The sequence below is a fragment of the Winogradskyella sp. MIT101101 genome (assembly GCF_047126865.1).
GTDB lineage: Bacteria > Bacteroidota > Bacteroidia > Flavobacteriales > Flavobacteriaceae > Winogradskyella > Winogradskyella ouciana.
Genome location: NZ_CP138982.1, coordinates 3,443,318 through 3,462,817 on the forward strand (window position 1 = coordinate 3,443,318; position 19,500 = coordinate 3,462,817).

At 34.6% G+C, this 19,500-nt stretch carries 13 protein-coding genes; 6 read left to right on the forward strand and 7 right to left on the reverse strand.

The features are described from left to right. The gene (locus SIB89_RS15490; protein ID WP_412560476.1) at nt 1–1,179 is read left to right on the forward strand and encodes a hypothetical protein; all 1,179 of its coding nucleotides are present in this window, start codon (nt 1–3) and stop codon (nt 1,177–1,179) included. A 48-nt stretch (nt 1,180–1,227) separates the two neighbouring features. Next, nucleotides 1,228–2,280 (forward strand): GNAT family N-acetyltransferase, encoded by a 1,053-nt coding sequence (locus tag SIB89_RS15495; RefSeq protein ID WP_412560477.1) that lies wholly within the window; start codon nt 1,228–1,230, stop codon nt 2,278–2,280. Nucleotides 2,281–2,293: 13 nt separating this feature from the next. On the opposite strand, the gene SIB89_RS15500 is transcribed toward SIB89_RS15495, so the two are convergent. The 3 genes from SIB89_RS15500 to SIB89_RS15510 form a co-directional block, all read right to left on the reverse strand. Next, nucleotides 2,294–4,453 (reverse strand): molybdopterin cofactor-binding domain-containing protein, encoded by a 2,160-nt coding sequence (locus SIB89_RS15500; protein ID WP_412560478.1) that lies wholly within the window; start codon nt 4,451–4,453, stop codon nt 2,294–2,296. A 108-nt stretch (nt 4,454–4,561) separates the two neighbouring features. Further along, nucleotides 4,562–5,023: a (2Fe-2S)-binding protein gene (locus SIB89_RS15505; protein ID WP_412560479.1), complete on the reverse strand. Its 462-nt coding sequence runs from the start codon at nt 5,021–5,023 to the stop codon at nt 4,562–4,564. 92 nt (nt 5,024–5,115) lie between these two features. Next, the gene (locus SIB89_RS15510) at nt 5,116–5,730 is read right to left on the reverse strand and encodes an NTP transferase domain-containing protein (RefSeq protein ID WP_412560480.1); all 615 of its coding nucleotides are present in this window, start codon (nt 5,728–5,730) and stop codon (nt 5,116–5,118) included. A gap of 66 nt (nt 5,731–5,796) precedes the next feature. Between SIB89_RS15510 and SIB89_RS15515 the strand changes: the two genes are divergently transcribed. From SIB89_RS15515 to SIB89_RS15530, 4 genes are all read left to right on the forward strand, one after another. Then, the gene (locus SIB89_RS15515) at nt 5,797–6,423 is read left to right on the forward strand and encodes an NAD(P)H-dependent oxidoreductase (protein ID WP_412560481.1); all 627 of its coding nucleotides are present in this window, start codon (nt 5,797–5,799) and stop codon (nt 6,421–6,423) included. Between the two features lie 73 nt (nt 6,424–6,496). Then, the gene (locus tag SIB89_RS15520; protein ID WP_412560482.1) at nt 6,497–7,690 is read left to right on the forward strand and encodes a DegT/DnrJ/EryC1/StrS family aminotransferase; all 1,194 of its coding nucleotides are present in this window, start codon (nt 6,497–6,499) and stop codon (nt 7,688–7,690) included. A gap of 17 nt (nt 7,691–7,707) precedes the next feature. Next, on the forward strand, nt 7,708–11,466 hold the full coding sequence (locus SIB89_RS15525) for a transglutaminase domain-containing protein (protein WP_412560483.1): 3,759 nt from the start codon (nt 7,708–7,710) through the stop codon (nt 11,464–11,466). A gap of 135 nt (nt 11,467–11,601) precedes the next feature. After that, nucleotides 11,602–13,158 (forward strand): family 16 glycosylhydrolase, encoded by a 1,557-nt coding sequence (locus SIB89_RS15530; protein WP_412560484.1) that lies wholly within the window; start codon nt 11,602–11,604, stop codon nt 13,156–13,158. Here the strand turns inward: SIB89_RS15530 and ribB are convergent. The 4 genes from ribB to SIB89_RS15550 form a co-directional block, all read right to left on the reverse strand. Then, nucleotides 13,148–14,296: a 3,4-dihydroxy-2-butanone-4-phosphate synthase gene (gene ribB, locus SIB89_RS15535; protein WP_273292246.1), complete on the reverse strand. Its 1,149-nt coding sequence runs from the start codon at nt 14,294–14,296 to the stop codon at nt 13,148–13,150. The genes SIB89_RS15530 and ribB overlap by 11 nt on opposite strands. A gap of 30 nt (nt 14,297–14,326) precedes the next feature. Continuing rightward, nucleotides 14,327–16,309: an LptF/LptG family permease gene (locus SIB89_RS15540; RefSeq protein WP_412560485.1), complete on the reverse strand. Its 1,983-nt coding sequence runs from the start codon at nt 16,307–16,309 to the stop codon at nt 14,327–14,329. A 38-nt stretch (nt 16,310–16,347) separates the two neighbouring features. Continuing rightward, nucleotides 16,348–16,989, reverse strand: coding sequence for a LolA family protein (locus SIB89_RS15545; RefSeq protein ID WP_412560486.1), 642 nt, complete (start codon nt 16,987–16,989; stop codon nt 16,348–16,350). A gap of 79 nt (nt 16,990–17,068) precedes the next feature. Continuing rightward, nucleotides 17,069–19,489 carry a DNA translocase FtsK 4TM domain-containing protein gene (locus SIB89_RS15550; RefSeq protein ID WP_412560487.1) on the reverse strand — a complete coding sequence of 807 codons (2,421 nt, stop codon included), beginning with the start codon at nt 19,487–19,489 and terminating at the stop codon, nt 17,069–17,071. Nucleotides 19,490–19,500 lie beyond the last annotated feature (11 nt).

Here is a 19,500-nt window from a genome sequence, read left to right on the forward strand (position 1 = left end):
ATGCACAAATCATTGTTAGAAATTAGAACAAACTCGCCATCTGATGTGTCAAATGAGATTCATGCTACTGCAATCTCGCATCGTGATGAAACAGAAAATTTAAGAAGACTTGCACCTAAACTTGTTGAGCACCTAAAAGAATCTGGACTGTTTAGAATGGGATTACCAAAATTTCTTGGTGGCTGGGAGGACAATCCTGTAGAGGTTCTAAAAGCTTATGAAATACTAAGTTGTAGCGAAGCTGCTGTCGGTTGGAGTGTATGGAACAACCATTTAGCTTGTACATTTGGTCGTTATCTTGATGAGGAAAGTATGAAAGAAGTTTATAAGGATCCATCTCATGTATATGCCAATTCAGCGCGCCCAGAAGGTGTCGCGGAAATTGTTGACGGAGGTTATAACGTTTCGGGACGATGGACTTTAGTTTCTGGATGCGAAATATCAGACTGGTTTGTTCTGCGCTGTTTGGTAACAGGAGAAGGTTTACCATCTACTTTGGGACCAGGTGCTAATTTAAAGTTGTTTTTTATTCCTAAAGAGGCGATTGAAGTTGTAGATACGTGGCATGTTGGTGGGCTAAAAGGTACGGGTAGTCATGATGTTGTAGTGGATAATCACTTTGTCAAAGAAGCATATGCAGTAGATTTTGATAGCCCTGTAGCTATAGATAATCCTTATAGCCGTTTGCCAATTGGTTGTTTAAATTCTGCTGGTAATGCCGCTATTGCTCTTGGGATATTTAAAGCAGCAATGGATGATCTTGTGAGAATATGCTTTGAAAGAGTTACGCCTGGTAAAAATCCTGATTTAAGAGACAGAGATAGAATACAGAGTGTTGTTGCAAAAAGCAAGACTACATTAAGTGCTTTACGTGGTCAATTGCATAATGCAGTATCAGTAATTTGGGAAGAAGCTAAAAAGGAAAATACTTATACAGATGAACAACTTGCAGATGTATGGTCGGCTTCTGTTCAGGCTGCAACTATAGCTAGAAGCATGGTAACTGAGATTTATGCAGCTGCGGGAACAGTTTCTTTATATACAGAAAACAGAATTGAACGTGCCCATAGAGATATACATGCAGTATTGCAGCACGGAATTATACAACCTCACTGGATGAATCAGGCGGGAATGGCGTATCTTGGTATAAAGCCTAAAGGCGCAATGTTTAGAATATAAATTTAAATAACATTATAATCTTAAAACAATTATATAATTAGCTATTAAATGATTGAAGTCATAAAAGATAAGAAAGTTTGGAAGGAACAAATCGCTTTGGTTTCCAATTCAGACTTTTACCATACATACGATTATCATCAGTTGTCAAAAAGTAATGATGAATACCCTATCCTTATAAAATATGCAGATGGGCAGACATCTTTATTAATTCCTTTGCTTCTTAGAGATATTGATAACTCTGACTATAAAGATGCTACCTCAGTATATGGTTATGCTGGTCCGTTAGTACAACATATTGATGAAAATTTTAACGTAGATGATTTTCAAGATGAGTTTAATCAATTTTTGCAAAAGAATAATATAGTATCTGTGTTTTCTAGGCTTCATCCTTACATTGAACATCAAGAAAGTATTCTAAAAGGGTTGGGTACAATTACGGCTTTAGGAAATGTTGTGAATATAGACTTAACCGACACCATAGAAAATCAAAGAGCAAAATTCAGCAGACGTTTAAAAACATATTTAAATAAATCGCGAAGGTCTTGTACTGTAATTAAAGGTAACATAGATGAGCATCTTGATGACTTTATACGTCTATACCATGAGAATATGAGGCGTGTTGATGCAGATGATAGCTATTTTTTTACTAATAAATATTATCATCAAATCTTATCAAGCGAGGATTATGAGTCTGAGTTGTCCTTATGCGTCCATGCAGAATCTGAAGAAATAATAGGAGCTGCAATGTTTATGAAAAAAGGAGATATTGTACAATATCATTTGTCAGGTCTTAGCGAAGAGCATTTTGAACTCAATCCTATAAAGCTAGTTATAGATGAAATGCGTATCAAATCTACCGAAGAAGGTTATAAGTACTTTAACCTTGGTGGAGGTTTAGGAAGTAATGAAGACTCTCTTTTTAGATTTAAAAGTTGCTTCTCTAAGGATTTTAAGGAATTTAAAATCTGGAAGTACATTGTTAATGAAAATGTATATAAAGAATTAGTTTCGCAAAAACTTGGTAACGATCATGCACCTGATATTCTCGAAGCAGATTATTTTCCAGCATATCGTGCAGTTAAGAAAGTGACAGAAGTTTAGCTATAGGTTAGCGTTATGCACTTAAATCTGTCTTTCGCTTATTAAATTCATTTATAAAAGGTTGTTTGGTTAGAACTTGTCCTGTAGCAGCTTTTATAGCATTTGATAGCGCGCCACCAGCAGGAGGTAAACCCGGTTCCCCTAAACCAGTTGGTGATAATTCATTTTCAACAAAATGAGTTTCAACAATTGGAGTTTCTTTCATTCTGATTAATCGATAGGTGTTAAAGTTAACATCTTGTGGTTGTCCATTTTCAAAAGAAAAATCACCGTACATGGCATGGCCTATACCATCAATTACTCCACCTTCAATTTGATTTTTGGCACCAGTTGGATTTACAACAATTCCACAATCTACAGCAACGGTTACTTTTTCTACCATAGGATTTCCGTTTTTCATACTAATGTCAACTACCTCTGCAACATGCGTGTTATGACTGTAATAGGCTGCAAATCCTTGATAGATTCCATCTCTAGATTTTCCCCAATTACTTTTTTCTACAGCGAGATTAATTGTATCGGTCATACGTTTAGCTGAATATTCAATACTAGGGTCTTTACCGTCTTCAACATTGCTCAACAAATCTAACCGTAACTGCACAGGGTTAATTTCTAACTCTTTAGCAAGTTCATCAAAAAAGCTCTGCTCGGCAAAAGCTAGAAAATTAGTGTAGGGAGCTCTCCATGCACCAGTTGTTATTTTACTTCTATAATTTCCGGTTTCAACTTTGTAATTTTCTATAGCACCAGCAGGGAAAAAATTAGGAATTAAGCCATACATGTTCGAATTTATCGCAGCCTCTTTTAAATGGTATCCCGTCACTTTTCCATCTTTTATAGAGGCTTTTATTCTATACTTTATTGCAGGTCTATATATACCTGCCGCCATATCATCCTCTCGGGAAAATATAACTTTAACAGGTTGTTTTGTGATATTTGAAATTTCTGCTGCTTCTAATGCAAAATCACCATATAGACGTCGCCCAAAACCACCACCCATTCTTGTCATTTCTAAATGAATATCATCTTCATTTCTATTAATAAGGTTGGCAATACGTCTTGCTGTACCAGCTGGTGTTTGAATTGGGCCAACTAAATGAACCTTATCATCTGTAACGTTAGCATAGAAATTCATAGGTTCCATACAGTTATGAGGTAGAAAAGGAGATTCGTAAGTGTGTTCTAAAACTTTATCGGCTTCGGCAAAAGCTTTTTTCACATTGCCATCTTCGCGTCTTACATCTAATTTGTTGCTGTTTAATATTTTATTTAATTCATGGTCATGATCAGATGTGTTTTCTAAATCATTATCATTGGTCCAATTGACTTTCAAGGCTTTTTTGCCTTTCATTGCAGCCCAAGTATTTGATGCTAAAACAGCTACCTTATCTCCAAATTGTACTACATCAATAACTCCGTTAACTGCTTTGGCTTCAGTAGCATCAAAAGAATCAATTTTTTGCCCAAAGGCAGGAGGACGAGCAACAGAAACATATTTCATACCTTCAGAAGTATAATCTAATCCGAATAATGGTTTTCCGGTTATAATAGCTTCCATATCTACATTAATGGCGTCCTTACCAATAATTTTATAATCTTTCGGTGATTTTAAGGTGACATTTTCGGGTACTTCCAATAATGCCGCTTCACTTACTACGTCTCCATAACCTAAAGTATCACCATTGTTATTTGTGATAATACCATTTGAAGCTTTGCATGTTGAAGCATCGACTCCCCATTTTGCAGCAGCAGCATTTACCAACATTTGTTTTGCCGTAGCTCCGGTTTGTCGTAACGCATCCCAACCAAATCTAATGGATTGGCTACCACCTGCCACTTGTCTCTGAAAATTTTCAGTATCCAGTAGACCTTGTTGTACTGAAACATGCTCCCAAGGCACATCTAGCTCTTCAGCAATTATCATGGGTATAGATGTTTTTACACCTTGCCCAATTTCAGGGTTGGGAGAAAAAATAGTTACATAACCGTTATCTGCAATTTTTATAAAAGCATTAAAATCATTGAAGTTCAATTTTGAAATATCCACTGGTGGTTGAGCTGCCTCCTTGCAAGCTGTAAAAAAATTGAAACCTATTAAAAGTCCTCCGCTGGCTAATGCAGAAGTTTTTATGAAATTACGTCTGCTAAATGCTACTTTGTTTTGATTTTTCATCTCTAGAAGTTTTGCTATCACTTATCGCTAAGTAATGTAATAATTTAGATTGGCAGTATCTGTTTTCCTGCCAAATGCCCACCTGTCTGTCGGCAGGCAGGTTATGCTTTAAGACATTTTTTTGGCAGCTAAAGCCACTGCTTTTTCAATTCTATTATAACTTGCACAACGGCATAGATTACCATTCATGGCATTTCTAATATCTTCATTATTTGGACTTGGGTTTTGCTTTAAAAATGAAGTAGCTGTCATTATCTGACCTGCTTGGCAGTAACCACATTGCGGAACATCAAGCTCTTTCCAAGCTTCTTGTACAGGGTGTAGTTTTTCTTTAGCAAGGCCTTCGATAGTTGTAATTTCAGAATCCGCTATATTAGAAGCTGGTACGAAGCAGCTTCTTATTGCAACACCATCAACATGTACGGTACAAGCACCACATTGTGCAATTCCACAGCCGTACTTCGTACCTAATAAATTGAGTTCATCACGAAGCACCCAAAGCAAAGGCGTGTCATTGTCCACGTTAACAGTTTTGCTTTTTCCGTTTACTTTTAAATTAAAAGTTGCCATAATCCTAAAAAATGAGTTCAGCTAAAGTTATAAAATATTTGTGTGATTTTTATCGATGTAAGTATTTAATAATCAACATATAGAAAAATGACCTACGTGTTTTTTAAATAATTTAAATAATCTTCTCTTGTATCTATGTCTATAAGTTGATCTTTTGCTTCTACAGCTATGACCGTTTCTAAATTTGAGTTCAGGAATACTTTTGCTCCTTTATCACCTTTTAGTTTTAATAATTGATCGAAAAATTTACTCGGAAAAATAGCAGGAACACCATAAGCGCCTGAATAATTTGATGCGATTATATGTTGTGAGTGCTTTTTTGAAGTGTCAATCAATGTGTTTATATACTCAGTATCAACATTTGGTTGGTCAGCTAAAGTGATTAAAACGGCATTGAAGGAATAAGGTTTTATTGATTCAATTCCCTTAATAATACTAGAGCTGAGACCTTTTTCAAATTCAGAATTGAGAATAATTTTTACATTGTAGTCTGCTATGGATTTACTGACTTCTTCTGAATTGGCACCCAAAACACAAAAGACTTTATTGGCTTTAGAATTTAAAGCACGCTCAACTGTAAGGCCTAACATGGTATTGTTATCAATGGGTAGCAATTGCTTGGTTGCTTTCATTCTTGAAGAGCCTCCAGCCGCCAAAATTAGGATAGCGATATTCATTTGCAGAGAATTGGATATAAATTTATTCAAAATATTCCATCTTTGAATATAATTTCACCCTTGAGTTAATTATGTATTTTTACAAAAAATAAGAACATGATAATTGAGAAGTTAAAATGGCGTTACGCCACTAAAAAGTTCGATGTTAATAAACAACTACCTCAAGAAAAACTTAATGTTTTAAAAGAAGCTTTTAATTTAACAGCTTTGTCTTACGGTTTGCAAACTTTAAAGATGGTGGTGATTGAAGATCAAGAAGTTAGAGAGAAATTAGTTCCGCTTTCTTATGGACAGCGTCAAGTAGCAGATGCTTCTCATTTGTTGATATTGTGCATACAGAATGAAATAGACGATAAAGATGTTGACCAACATTTTGATGCCGTTAAGGCTTTGAGAAATACACCAGACGATATTTTAAACCCATTTAGAAAAGGTTTAAAAACCACGATTAACAATATGCCTTCAGACAAAAAATATAATTGGGCAACACGACAAGCCTATATAGCTTTGGGAAATCTAATGACCGTTTGTGCGGTTGAAAATATAGATAGTTGCCCAATGGAAGGATTTATACCTTCAGAATTGGACAAGGCTTTAGAGTTAGATAAGCATGGGCTCAGCTCGGTATTATTACTTCCTGTAGGTTATAGAGCTGAAGACGATATGTTCGCAAGCTTAAAAAAAGTAAGAAAACCTTTATCGGATACTATCATTGAATTGTAGTAATTTTAATATCAAACCTTTGGCAGAAACTTAAAATTGTTTTAATATTAAGACTTCAATTTTAAGATAATTTATGCCAGGATTTGAGTTATTCAGCGATTTAGAGCGCAAAGAAGTTAATGATGTTTTAGATAATGGAGTATTAATGCGCTATGGCTTTGATGGCATGCGCAAAGGTCATTGGAAAGCTAAAGAATTAGAAGCTGAACTTCGCTCAACCTTTCAATCAGATTATGTACAATTAGTATCGAGTGGTACTGCCGCAGTTTCAATAGCATTGGCTTCAGCAGGTGTGGGTGCAGGCGATGAAGTTATTATGCCAACATTTACTTTCGTTGCCAGTTTTGAAGCTATTATGATGTTGGGAGCAATTCCTGTACTGGTAGATATTGATGATACCTTAACGCTAGACCCAAAGGCTGTTGAAGAAGCAATCACAGCAAAAACAAAGGCCGTAATGGTAGTACAAATGTGTGGCAGCATGGCCAATATGGATGCTTTACGCACGGTTTGTGATAAACATAATTTAATTTTTGTTGAAGATGCATGCCAAGCCATTGGCGGTAGCTATAAAGGAAAACCCCTTGGAAGCATAGCTGATTTAGGTTGCTTTTCTTTCGATTTTGTAAAAACAATTACTTGTGGAGAAGGTGGAGCAGTAGTCACAAATAACAAGGATTATTATACCAATGCAGATCATTATTCAGATCATGGGCACGACCATGTTGGTAATGATAGAGGTGCTGAAACCCATCCGTTTTTGGGTTATAATTTTAGAATATCAGAATTGAATGCTGCAGTTGGACTGGCTCAAGTAAGGAGACTACCAGAGTTTATTTCTATTCAGAAAAGAAACTATACCATTTTAAGAGAGGCTTTGTCCCATATTCCTGAAGTAACTTTTAGAACTGTACCAGATGGCGGAGAAGAAAGTTATGCGTTTTTAAACTTCTTTCTGCCAGATTTAGAGTCTGCAAGAAAAGTTTCCAAAGCATTTAAAGATAATGGTATTGATGCCTGTTTTCACTACTATGACAACAATTGGCATTATATAAGAAAATGGGACCATTTAACGAATTTAAAATCTTTATATCCAATTTCTAAAGAAGTAAAAGAAGGTTTGCAATATCTTCAAACCAAATCTTTTGAACAATCCGACCATTACATCGGAAGAAATATTTCTTGTCTAATAAAACTCTCTTGGACAAAAGAAGAAGTAAAAACCAGGGCTAATAAAATGGCTCAAATTATTGAAACTATTAATTAAATATCTCAAATAAACCTATGAAGAAAGTTTACCTCTCCATTGCGGCAATTCTTTTTGTTGCATTTAATTGCCTGGCTCAAAGTAATCATGAAGAATTTTGGAACAAACTGTTGTCCAATGATAGAGCTGAAGCGGAAAAATTAATCAAGAAAAACAAAAGTTCTGATCTAGAATGGTTGCTTTCTAATGAAATTTTGAGAAATGAAAACGGCAAGATCATTACCAGTAAAAAGTTTTTGGATGAATTTTTGGCCAAAGACGAGTTTGAATATTATCTATTTGCCTTCTGGAACAAATCCTTTTTGTTTCAAGATTATTTAGATGAAGGTTTTAATAACCAGGTTTTTCAAACTATCGATGATATTAGTGATCATGGCATATCGCATGTAGATTTACAAGATGCTGTGTTATATCTCGAAGCCATAAAAGGGCGACACAAAAATGATTGGGATGCTTATTACAGCTTTAATGATAAAATTAATAGTGTAAAGGAATGGCAGTACTGCGGAAGTTTTGAGAATCTTAATAAAAGTGGACTGGACAAATTTTATGAAGCTGAAAAAAATCCAAGTAATGAGAGCATGTTTGATGCGAGAAGTAATGGCTATTTAGGTTGGTACAATGGTACCAATAGTAAGGAGGCTTATCAGTTTTTTACTAACCATAACGAATATGGTTCTGGCGTTAATTACGCACAAACATTTGTGAATTCTAGTGAAGACCGGAGGATTTTTATCCGTATGGGAAGCGGGTCTGCTTTTAAGATTTTTTTAAATGATGTTGAGATTTTTAAAAATGATAAAGACGTATCAACAGACTTAAATGCCTACGGAGTAACCGTTAACTTACCAAAGGGTAATAACAGATTGTTGGTAAAAACTGCCGAAAGTAATTCTACGTCTTATTTCTTGTTGTCACTTTTTGATGAAAACAAGAAGCCTTTAGAAAACGTAACAATTTCTATTAATCCGGTTAGTTATAATACTTCAAGTCTGGAAGCTTTAAATCCGGAAGAGCAAGAGAATGATTTCGAGGCCTTTTTTAAAGAGAAGATAGAAGCTAATCCAAATAACTTTCTGTACCATTATGCATTGTACGCAACTTATATAAGAAATTCAAAATATGAAGAAGCAAGAAATGTATTAATGCCACATTACAAAGACTACCCAAAAAGTTCTTTTCTTCGTAATGCTTTAATGCAAACCTATAATTTAGAAAACGATTATACCTCTGCTAATGAACTTAATGAGAATATTGAGCGCGATGATCCTGATTATTATCTTCCAATTTTAAATAAACTGTCTGAATATGGTGAGTTGTCTAGGCTAACTATGGATGAGTTTGATGAGTATATCGTAAAACTTAAAAATGCCTTTGATTCTGAACTCATTAAGACTGGTGCCGATTTTATTTCTTATGCAAGAAAAGAAGATATTAACGGTATTAAGAATACATTAGAAAACCTAAACACTCTAGCCGAAAAATATGGTAACGATAGTTTTAGACTTAAATATGCACCATTCTATGATCAGATTTTTCAAGACCAAGACAAAACCATTTCTATTTTAGAGGATATCGTGGAGAACGGGTTCAGTATGGGCGCAGAAAATCAACTTATACAATATTACGAGGATAAAAACCAGAAGAAAAAGTCATTGGCTCTCGTTGTTAAAGATTACGAACATTTAACAAATGATAATACGTATCTAAAACGGATTGTCAATAATTATATGCGTCATCAAATGTATAAGAAAGCATTGCCTTATGCAGAGGAGATGCTTGCAAACTATCCTTATAGTTTTACAACCATGGAGCTAAAAGGGGATATTTTAAAACAATTGGGTAAAACCAATGAAGCTCTAAAATATTACGAAAAAGCGCTAACTCATAACAGTGGCGATTCCCAATTAAGAAATAAAATAAATGATATTTCAAAAAAGGAAAATCTCATTAATGACCTAGTTGTAGAAGAAGCTTATGATTATATAGAATCCAATAGAAACAAAATCACAACCAACAATTATGGGTTTAATATTCTAATGGACGATAGCAATATAGAGATTTTTGAAGAAGGTGGTTTTAAATACCGTTATGTTTATATCTACGAGGTCACCTCTAACAATGGTATTGAAACGTTTAAAGAATACAACTTAGGACTTGGAGGGTCTTATAAATTTTTAAAGTCTGAATTGGTAAAACCTAATGGTAATGTAGTTCCGGCAGATAGAAGAGGCTCTAATCTTGTGTTTAATGACATCAATATTGGTGATGTTGTATATATAGATTATGAAGGTATTGTGTCTACAACCGGAAGATTTTATAAAGATATTTCAGATAAAATACAAATGGCGTCTTTTCACCCAGCGGTAATGACTTCGGTAGAGATTTTAGTACCTCACTCGGTAAAATTACATCACAAATACATGAATGGGAATTTAGAACCTGAAGTAATAAAAAGGAAAGATCACAACTTATACAAATGGGAAATAAACAATCCTGAAACATTAATGTTTGCTGAGGATTATATGCCTAACTCTGTAGATCATGTTGAGTATTTGCATTTTAGTACCATTAGCGATTGGAATGATATATCTATTTGGTATTCGGATTTGGTGAGATCTAGAATTGAAATCAACACCAAAGTAGAAGAGGAGTTTAATAAGTTATTCCCTGATGGTTATAAGCAACTTAGCGAAGATGAACGCGCAAAGATTATTTACAACTATATTACATCTAACTTCAACTATAGTTATGTAAGCTTTAAACAAAGCGGATTTATTCCTCAAAAACCAGCAAAGACTATAAACACAAGTTTAGGTGACTGTAAAGATTTTTCTACGCTATTTGTAACCTTAGCTAAAATGGCAGAATTAAAATCTAATTTGGTTTTGGTGCTGACATCGGATTACGGAAGAAACAACTTGGTGCTGCCAAGCACGGACTTTAACCATTGTATCGTTAAGGTAATGATAGATGGCAAACCACAATTCTTAGAGCTTACGAGTAAATATTTACCATATAAAGCGTTGCCAACAAGCTTAAGGGGAGCTACGGCTTTAGAAATACCTTTAGCGTCGGAGAACTTAAATAAGACCTATGATTTAATTCATTTAGATGATGTTAATAGAGTTAAATCCCACGTTGAAAACGTCATTGTATTAAACGTTAATGATGATAATTTGAACCTAGATATCACAACAGAGGTAAAAGGACATAATGTTTCGTATTACAACGAGGTCTTTAGCGAACCTAATGCTGAAGTCATTAAAAATAACATGACTGACGATTATAAAGCAAAATTGATTGATGACTTTACATTAAATGAAATTTCAGATATTGAAAAGAAGGATGATAATACAGCAGTATCTTTTAAAACAGATTTAACATTAAATAAAAAAATGAGCAGTATTGGTTCAATTAAAATAATGCAACTACCAATAATATCTCATCCTTACGAAAACTCTATAATTCAATTAGAAGAGCGTAATTATATTATCGATTATATCCAATACGAAACTGTAGACACCTATAAAACAGAATATATAATAGAAATTAAAGAAGGAGAATCTTTTGTAGAAATACCAGAAAGCAAGAGCTTTAAATTCAAAAACCATGAATACTCAATTACTTATGAGGTATCAAAACCAAATAAGTTAAAAGTAACGATAGACTGCACAACGCCTTACGATAATATTAATCCAGAGGATTATGCAGAGTATAAGACTTATGTAAAAGGAATTTTAGATGCAGAAGCTGAATATGTTGGGTTTAAATAATAAAATGACCATCCAGTAAGAATCAACGTTTAATTTATTAAAGTAACCTATACAAAAATGGTATTGTACTGTTTTTGTATAGGTTTCATGTTTTAATATAAAGTGATTGATTCATAACTTTACTAAAAAAAAGCTATGAAGTTAAACTACATTATAACTACAATTACTATTCTGTCAACTTGGTTTTTGTTCGCACAACAGATGCCTATCAATTTTTCAGATGGGTCGCATGCATTTGCTACTTTTGGAAATAGTGGATTTTCGTTCAATACGGATCCAGACGATGGTAGTGATCCTGTAGGTCAGTTTTTTAATGATGGTTCAGATCCTTGGCAAGGGTTTTATTTGGATTTAGCTTCGCCTGTAGATTTAGATGCCGAACAGGTCATCACCTTATCTTTTTATCAGTTCGACCCTAATACGCATAATATTATGGTAAAGTTAGAGAGTGGTGCCAATCCAGATGTAGAGGTTGTTATGAGCAACTCAGGTTCGGGATGGACAAATGATATATCTTTCAATTTTGCTAATGCTACCATCAGTGGAACTTCAACTCTAATAAACGCAACAGGCACATACTCTAGACTTACAATTTTTGTAGATGGAGGTAATACAACAACGGGTACTTATCTTATTGACGACATAAATGATGGATCTGAAGCCGTAGATCCTAACGAACTGGATGTTATATATAATGATTTGATTTGGGCAGATGAGTTTGATATCAACGGAAGTATAGACTCTAACAATTGGTTTCATCAAACCCAGTTACCTGCAGGTGGAAATTGGTTTAATGGAGAGGAGCAACATTATACCAATCGTATTGAAAACTCATATGTAGATAACGGATTTTTAAATATAGTTGCCATAAAAGAGAGTTTTACAGATCAAGGCGAAACCAAACAATATACCTCTGCAAGGTTAAACTCAAAGTTTGCCTTTACATACGGTAGAGTAGATGTAAGAGCTAAGTTACCAGAAGGGGATGGTACTTGGCCAGCAATCTGGACTTTAGGTAAAAACATAAACGAAGACGGAGCCTATTGGGATAACCAAGGCTTTGGAACCACTAATTGGCCAGCTTGTGGTGAGATAGACGTTATGGAACATGGCTTGGGTGCTACAAATACTGTAAGCAGCGCTTTGCATACTCCTTCTAGTTTCGGCGCCACTGAAAATTACCAATCCTATGCTTTAGATGATGTTGCTAATAATTTTCATGTGTACTCCATGAATTGGTCTCCAAATCAAATTACGTTTATGATTGATGGTGTTGGTTTTTACACTTACAATCCTTCTGTTAAAAATGCAGACACTTGGCCTTTTGATGAAGACCAATATTTATTGTTGAATATAGCGATGGGTGGCGTATCTGGTACAATAGATCCAAATTTTACGCAAAGTAGTATGGTCATTGATTATGTGAGGGTCTATCAGAATACCTTAAGTGTCGCTGATGAATTTGAAAATAAATTTAGTGTTTATCCAAATCCTGCTACGAGTTATATCAATATAAAATCTAATTCAAACATTGAAAAATTAGAGCTCTACAATACATTAGGTCAGTTGGTTATAAATCAGAACCAAAGTACAAATAGAATAAATGCAAAAGACCTAAAATCAGGGATTTATGTACTTAAAATTTATTCTGAAGGTCAATCGGTTAGTAAAAAAGTTCTAATTAATAATTAACATACTCAACAATCTCTAGACCATAGCCAATCATACCAACACGTTTAGTCTGTAAAGCATTAGACATTAATTTGAGCTTGCTAATCTTAAGATCGTGAAGAATCTGTGCACCAATACCAAAATCCTTTGCATCCATAGGTATTCTAGGTGCTTTTACAACCTGTCCTTCAACTTGATTTTCCTTTAATATTTCCAGGCGAGAGAGTAGATTCATAGATTCTGCCTGTTGATTAATAAAGATAATTGCTCCTTTACCTTCTGAGTTAATGGAGTTAAACATATCATCTAACTTCTGGTCTGCATTGTTAGTTAATGTTCCTAATATGTCATTATTAACTAAAGTGGCATTTACACGCGTTAAAACGGGTTCGTCAGATTTCCAATTACCTTTTGTTAAGGCAATATGAACTTGGTTATTTGTAGTTTGTAAATAGGCTCTTAATCTAAATTTTCCAAAACGCGTTTCTATATCAAAGTCTTCCTTTTTCTCAATCAAGGAATCGTACTCCATGCGATAAGCCACTAAATCTTCAATAGAAACAATTTTTAAGTCAAATTTGTTAGCCACTTCCATAAGTTGTGGCAAGCGCGCCATGGTACCATCTTCGTTCATTATTTCAACAATGACACCTGCAGGTTCAAATCCTGCTAAACGTGCAAAATCTATGGCAGCTTCCGTATGACCTGTACGTCTTAAAACACCACCTTCTTTTGCAACTAAAGGAAATATATGTCCAGGTCTTGCTAACTCAAATGCTTTGGTGTCGCTGTTAACTAATGCCTTTACGGTTTTAGCTCTATCATTTGCAGAAATACCAGTACTAACACCATTTCCTCTTAAATCTACTGAAACGGTAAACGCAGTTTCCATAGGATCTGTGTTGTTTCTCACCATCATGTTGAGCTCAAGTTCCTCGCAACGATGTTCTGTAAGTGGAGTACAAATTAAACCTCTACCATGCATTGCCATAAAGTTGATCATCTTAGGTGTGACCATTTCTGCTGCAGCAACAAAATCACCTTCATTTTCGCGATTTTCATCATCGACGACAATAATAACTTTCCCTTGACGGATATCCTCAATGGCTTCTTCTATAGTATTCAACTTAGTTTTTGTATTCATAGTGTTAACTGACATCACAACAAATTTAAGGCTGCTAAGATACGTTTATTTTATATTTTGGATACAACTTCGGTAGAAGTCTAGTGTAATCTTGTTTCGATGAATCAAATATTTAAAGGGGTAGAGCGGAAGCGTTAAAATGAAAATTATTGGATTAAAACGGTTCTTTTTTTGCCCAATCGTTTTGTAAAATTTAGAATAGACAACTGCATCTACAACAACATAAATAATAAAGAATACAAATGCAATAATACTAAGGCTAAGTGATGCTTCAGCGACTTCTGGCAGCTTATTGTTTTTACATATAAAATGTAAGCCCAATAAAACGCCACCAATGATAAAACTGACCAAACTAGTTGTGGAGTAGTCCTTGTAATCCTTCAAAAGGGTTCTTGCTTTAATAAGTTTATCATCTACCTCTAGACCTTCCTTTTTTAAGCTTTCTAAAGGAATATTTCTGTTCAATAAATTATGAAGGGCAATCTCCTTTGGTTTCTTATCTAAATCAAATTCATCTTGTTTCTTAATTATACCAACCAATTCCTCAACTGAATATTTTTTATAGTAATTGTAAGATTTAGTTTCGCTTTCAGATAACTGCAATTTATTCTTTGGTGTAAATAAACGTTTTAGAGGCACCATTACAGCATCAAACTGAAAGACTCCTTTATCATTGGTTGCCCTTGTCGTTAAATAAATACTCAATGGCAACATTACGGCTGTAGATAGCCAAGACCCTATAATTGGACTAAAACTTCCTTTTTCGGCACTGTTTTTAGCAAAAATCCCAAAAAAATGATACGTTAAAAACAATACTATGGCAATAACCATCGGTAAGCCTAATCCACCTTTTCTAATTAAAGCACCTAATGGAGCACCAACAAAAAAGAGTATGATACAAGCAAAGGCCAGAACAAATTTATCGTGCAAAGCAATAATGTGTTTGTTTAGAAATATTGCTTTGATTTCAAAATTATTCTTGTTAGAGTCTATAATCTGTCTTGTACTATTGGCTGAGTTGATGGCAAGATTAACTATCTGTACTTTTTGACCAGCACGGAAAAGATCTAAAACATCTCCTGTAAACAGCGAATCTTTATCTTTTGTATTGATATTAAGGTTTAATGCAGAGTACGTTGTACGGCCGTAGAGTGTCTTTGAGAGCAATTTGTAATCTTCTTCTCGTTGATTTTGAAGACTGTCAATGGTATAATTTAATTGATCAATATTTTGCATTGAATGACGACCTCTATAATTCTTTTCGTCTAAATCTTCAGAATTAAGAATTTCGAGGTCAACATTTATAATATAATTGTCAAAGTAGCTTCTGGCATGTGGTTTATCCACATTTTTTCGTGCATCTCTATTGACGATTTCCTCATAATAATTACCATTGATCAACTCTAGTTGAAGTACATTAGAGTCAGGTGAGCTTTTCAGCTCCCCTTTTTCCGATACTATGACTTTATAATTTCCTTTTCTTGCAGAGCTTTTTTGATGTATCACAACACCTTCCAAAAACTGACCTCTATCTCCAGACTTTTTTTCAACTTTAATGTTTATGTCCCCAATTTCATTAAACTGCCCTTCTGCAATGGCTAAGGCTGGTTTTACTTTAGCGATGTTTCGTCTTAGGTTATAAAAATTATACTCTCCCCAAGGAATAACATTATTGGCAAAAAAGAAACAGGCGATGCCTAGGGCAACTATGAAAACACTTAAGCTTCGCATAGCACGCTGTAGAGAAATCCCAGTGGATTTCATTGCAGCAAACTCATAGTTCTCTGCAAAATTCCCGAATACCATAATAGATGATAGCAGAATGGTCAATGGCACTACCAGAGGAATAAGCTTCGGCATATAGTATAAAATGAACTTTGCCGTAACAGAAATATCTAAATCCTTACCTGCCAGCTCAGCGATATAGAGCCAAACGCCTTGCAGAACAAAGATGAACATGAATATAATAAAGACGCTAAAAAACGTCCTTAAGAATGTGATAAGTATGTACCTATCTAATATTTTCATTGAGTTGCCGCAAAAGCGGTAATCTTTTTTATTAAACCTTAATCGATTCTATTGATAAAGTAATCACTGTATTTACTTTCGTCAAATGTAAATAAGGTTTTTGAGATAGGCTGATCGGTTTTAAAAGAATTAACAGTTAATGTTGTCTTTGTTCCGTTTTTACCCACTTCTATAAGGTTGTAGATATGCTTTGTTGTGGCATCTATACCTAATAAAATATGCTTTATTTCAGAATTGGTATCGATAGGATTCAACTTTACATACTGAATCTTTCTACCTTTTACATTTTGAACAATATCCATCTTATAAGTATAACCATCTTCATAAAACGATAACATTTTACTTGGTGTAATAGTGCCTTCATCTTCTGTGTTGTCTGAAGAAATGGTGACTTCTTCGTCTTCTGGACTTATAGTGTAAAGTGTTTTGCCGTCAAAGACTCTTGTAACACCTAAGATGTTAAGCTTGTACTTTTCACCTTCAATAACAACATCACCGCGCGTTTCTTGCTTAATATTTTCGCTTACATTGTTTAACTCGTATTTAAAGTCTAGGCTAATATTGTTGTATGCCTTAATTTTCTTACTAACCTCGTTTAATAATGCTTCAGCCTTGGAGTCGCTTTGAGCAAAGCCAGTAAGTCCAAGTGCTAAAAATGCTATAATAAATAATCTTTTCATGTCTTTTATAATTTAAATCTTATCTGTTAGTTTCAGTTTTTTTATCTAACAGCGAAGCGATCTTTTTATCTAATTTTTATTATTTCTCGTTTTCTAATAATTGATCCAAAGCTACTAAATCTGGTACTAATACTTGTCTCGCCTTACTGCCTTCAAAAGAACCTACAATGCCTGCAGCTTCTAATTGATCTATAATCCTACCGGCTCTATTGTAACCTAATTTCAATTTTCGTTGTAAAAGAGACGCTGACCCTTGTTGCGCTGTAACAATGATTTCAGCAGCTTCCCGGAACAATTTATCTCTGTCCGATATATCTATATCAAGATTTGTGCCACCTTCTTCGCCAACATATTCTGGGAGTAAATGTGCATCTGGATAAGCTTTCTGAGCACCAATAAATTCCGTGATTCTTTCAACTTCTGGAGTGTCAACAAAAGCACACTGAAGACGAATTAAATCGTTACCCTGTGTATAAAGCATATCACCTCGACCAATTAACTGATCAGCACCAGAACCATCTAATATGGTACGCGAATCTATTTTACTCGTTACTCTAAAGGCGATACGTGCTGGGAAGTTCGCTTTAATAATACCTGTGATGACATTCACAGAAGGACGTTGCGTAGCTATGATTAAATGAATACCAATGGCACGAGCCAGTTGCGCTAATCTTGCAATTGGTGTTTCTACTTCTTTACCAGCAGTCATAATTAAATCGGCAAACTCGTCAACCACCAAGACGATGTATGGTAAAAATGCATGACCATCATTAGGATTAAGTTTTCGGGCTTTAAACTTGGCATTGTATTCTGCGATGTTTCTACAAAATGCATTCTTAAGCATTTCGTAACGGTTATCCATCTCAATACATAGCGAATTCAGTGTATTAATAACCTTGGTGTTATCAGTAATAATAGCATCTTCACTATCTGGAAGTTTCGCTAAATAATGACGCTCAATTTTATTAAATAGTGTTAATTCCACTTTTTTAGGATCGACTAAAACAAACTTTACTTCAGCAGGATGCTTTTTGTATAATAATGAGGTCAGTACAGCATTTAATCCAACCGACTTTCCTTGTCCTGTAGCACCAGCCATTAACAAGTGAGGCATTTTAGCTAAATCAACGACAAAGGTTTCGTTACTAATGGTTTTACCAAAAGCAATAGGTAGTTGCATTTTAGATTGCTGAAATTTCTGTGATGCAATTACCGATCGCATAGAAACAATCGTCGAATTTTTATTAGGCACCTCAATACCTATTGTACCTTTTCCAGGAATTGGCGCAATAATTCTAATGCCCAATGCTGCTAGTGAAAGCGCAATATCATCTTCAAGATTTTTAATTTTTGAAATTCTAATACCAGCATCAGGGACAATTTCATATAAGGTTACCGTTGGGCCAATAGTGGCTTTAATGCTACTAATGCCAATCTTGTAATTACTTAAGGTTTCAACAATTCTGTTTTTGTTTTCCTCAAGTTCTTCCTGATCTATTGAAATCCCTTCGTTGTCATATTTTTTCAATAAGTCCAAAGGAGGAAATTGATAGTTGCTCAGTTCCAAAGTAGGATCAAACTGTCCAAAATCTTCCACAAGTTTGTCAGCAAGATTGTCGGTTTCAGAAACTTCTTCCTTAGATGTTTCCACCTCCATCTTTAATTCAGGTTCTTCTATAGTTTCTTCTTTTGGCTTTTCGTCAACTTCGATTTTTAAGTCTTCTGATTTGCTATCTGGCTTGGAAGGGTTGCCTATTGTAGGGTTTTTATCTTCAAGAGGAATTTCAAAAGCCGATTTTATGGCTTCTGCCTCTTCGGTTAAACTATTGTCAACAATCACACTCGACTCTTCCTGGTCCATGCCTGAAGTTGTTCCATCTTTAAGATCCTTTTTAGCACGATTGAAAAGTCCAACAAATGTATCACCTGTTACTTTAAATCGAATTGCCAAATAAGCGATAAGCCCAAAGAGGAGTAAAAGTATGGTTCCTATTTTACCAATATAATCCTGAAAGAAATGATTCATTTCAAAACCTATAGTACCACCAAGTAAATCGTATTTATGCGTAAAAAATCCTAAGAAAATAGACAGCCAAATAACAATTAAAGTTCCCCAAATCCAATGCTTTCTAAGTTTGGCTTTTTTCAAGTTAAGGGTAACATAGACTCCAGAAAGAAAAATTAATCCTGAAAAAATAAATGAAGGGATACCAAAGCCTTTGGTGATAAAAAGTTCACTTACCCAAGCTCCTAATTGACTTGCCCAATTTTTATAGTCTTCTGAACGGTCTGGAAAGTTACTTAATGCACTCTGGTCTTCTTTTCCTGTGAATATAAAGGACAGGAAAGAAATAAAAAGTAAGACACCAATGATGATCAGTAAACTACCAAAAATGAGTTTTTGCTGATTGGATAATTTAAACGAAGGTTTTTTAAGTTTTGCCTTTGGCTTAGCCTTTGCTTTGGTGGTTCGTTTCTTTTTGGTTGTTCTTTTCGTCATGCTTACTTCCC

Coding starts and splice junctions, on each gene's coding strand:
- SIB89_RS15490 (WP_412560476.1), top strand. CDS start 1: ATGCACAAATCATTGTTAGAAATTAGAACAAACTCGCCATCTGATGTG.
- SIB89_RS15495 (WP_412560477.1), top strand. CDS start 1,228: ATGATTGAAGTCATAAAAGATAAGAAAGTTTGGAAGGAACAAATCGCT.
- SIB89_RS15500 (WP_412560478.1), bottom strand. CDS start 4,453: ATGAAAAATCAAAACAAAGTAGCATTTAGCAGACGTAATTTCATAAAA.
- SIB89_RS15505 (WP_412560479.1), bottom strand. CDS start 5,023: ATGGCAACTTTTAATTTAAAAGTAAACGGAAAAAGCAAAACTGTTAAC.
- SIB89_RS15515 (WP_412560481.1), top strand. CDS start 5,797: ATGATAATTGAGAAGTTAAAATGGCGTTACGCCACTAAAAAGTTCGAT.
- SIB89_RS15520 (WP_412560482.1), top strand. CDS start 6,497: ATGCCAGGATTTGAGTTATTCAGCGATTTAGAGCGCAAAGAAGTTAAT.
- SIB89_RS15525 (WP_412560483.1), top strand. CDS start 7,708: ATGAAGAAAGTTTACCTCTCCATTGCGGCAATTCTTTTTGTTGCATTT.
- SIB89_RS15530 (WP_412560484.1), top strand. CDS start 11,602: ATGAAGTTAAACTACATTATAACTACAATTACTATTCTGTCAACTTGG.
- ribB (WP_273292246.1), bottom strand. CDS start 14,296: ATGTCAGTTAACACTATGAATACAAAAACTAAGTTGAATACTATAGAA.
- SIB89_RS15540 (WP_412560485.1), bottom strand. CDS start 16,309: ATGAAAATATTAGATAGGTACATACTTATCACATTCTTAAGGACGTTT.
- SIB89_RS15545 (WP_412560486.1), bottom strand. CDS start 16,989: ATGAAAAGATTATTTATTATAGCATTTTTAGCACTTGGACTTACTGGC.
- SIB89_RS15550 (WP_412560487.1), bottom strand. CDS start 19,489: ATGACGAAAAGAACAACCAAAAAGAAACGAACCACCAAAGCAAAGGCT.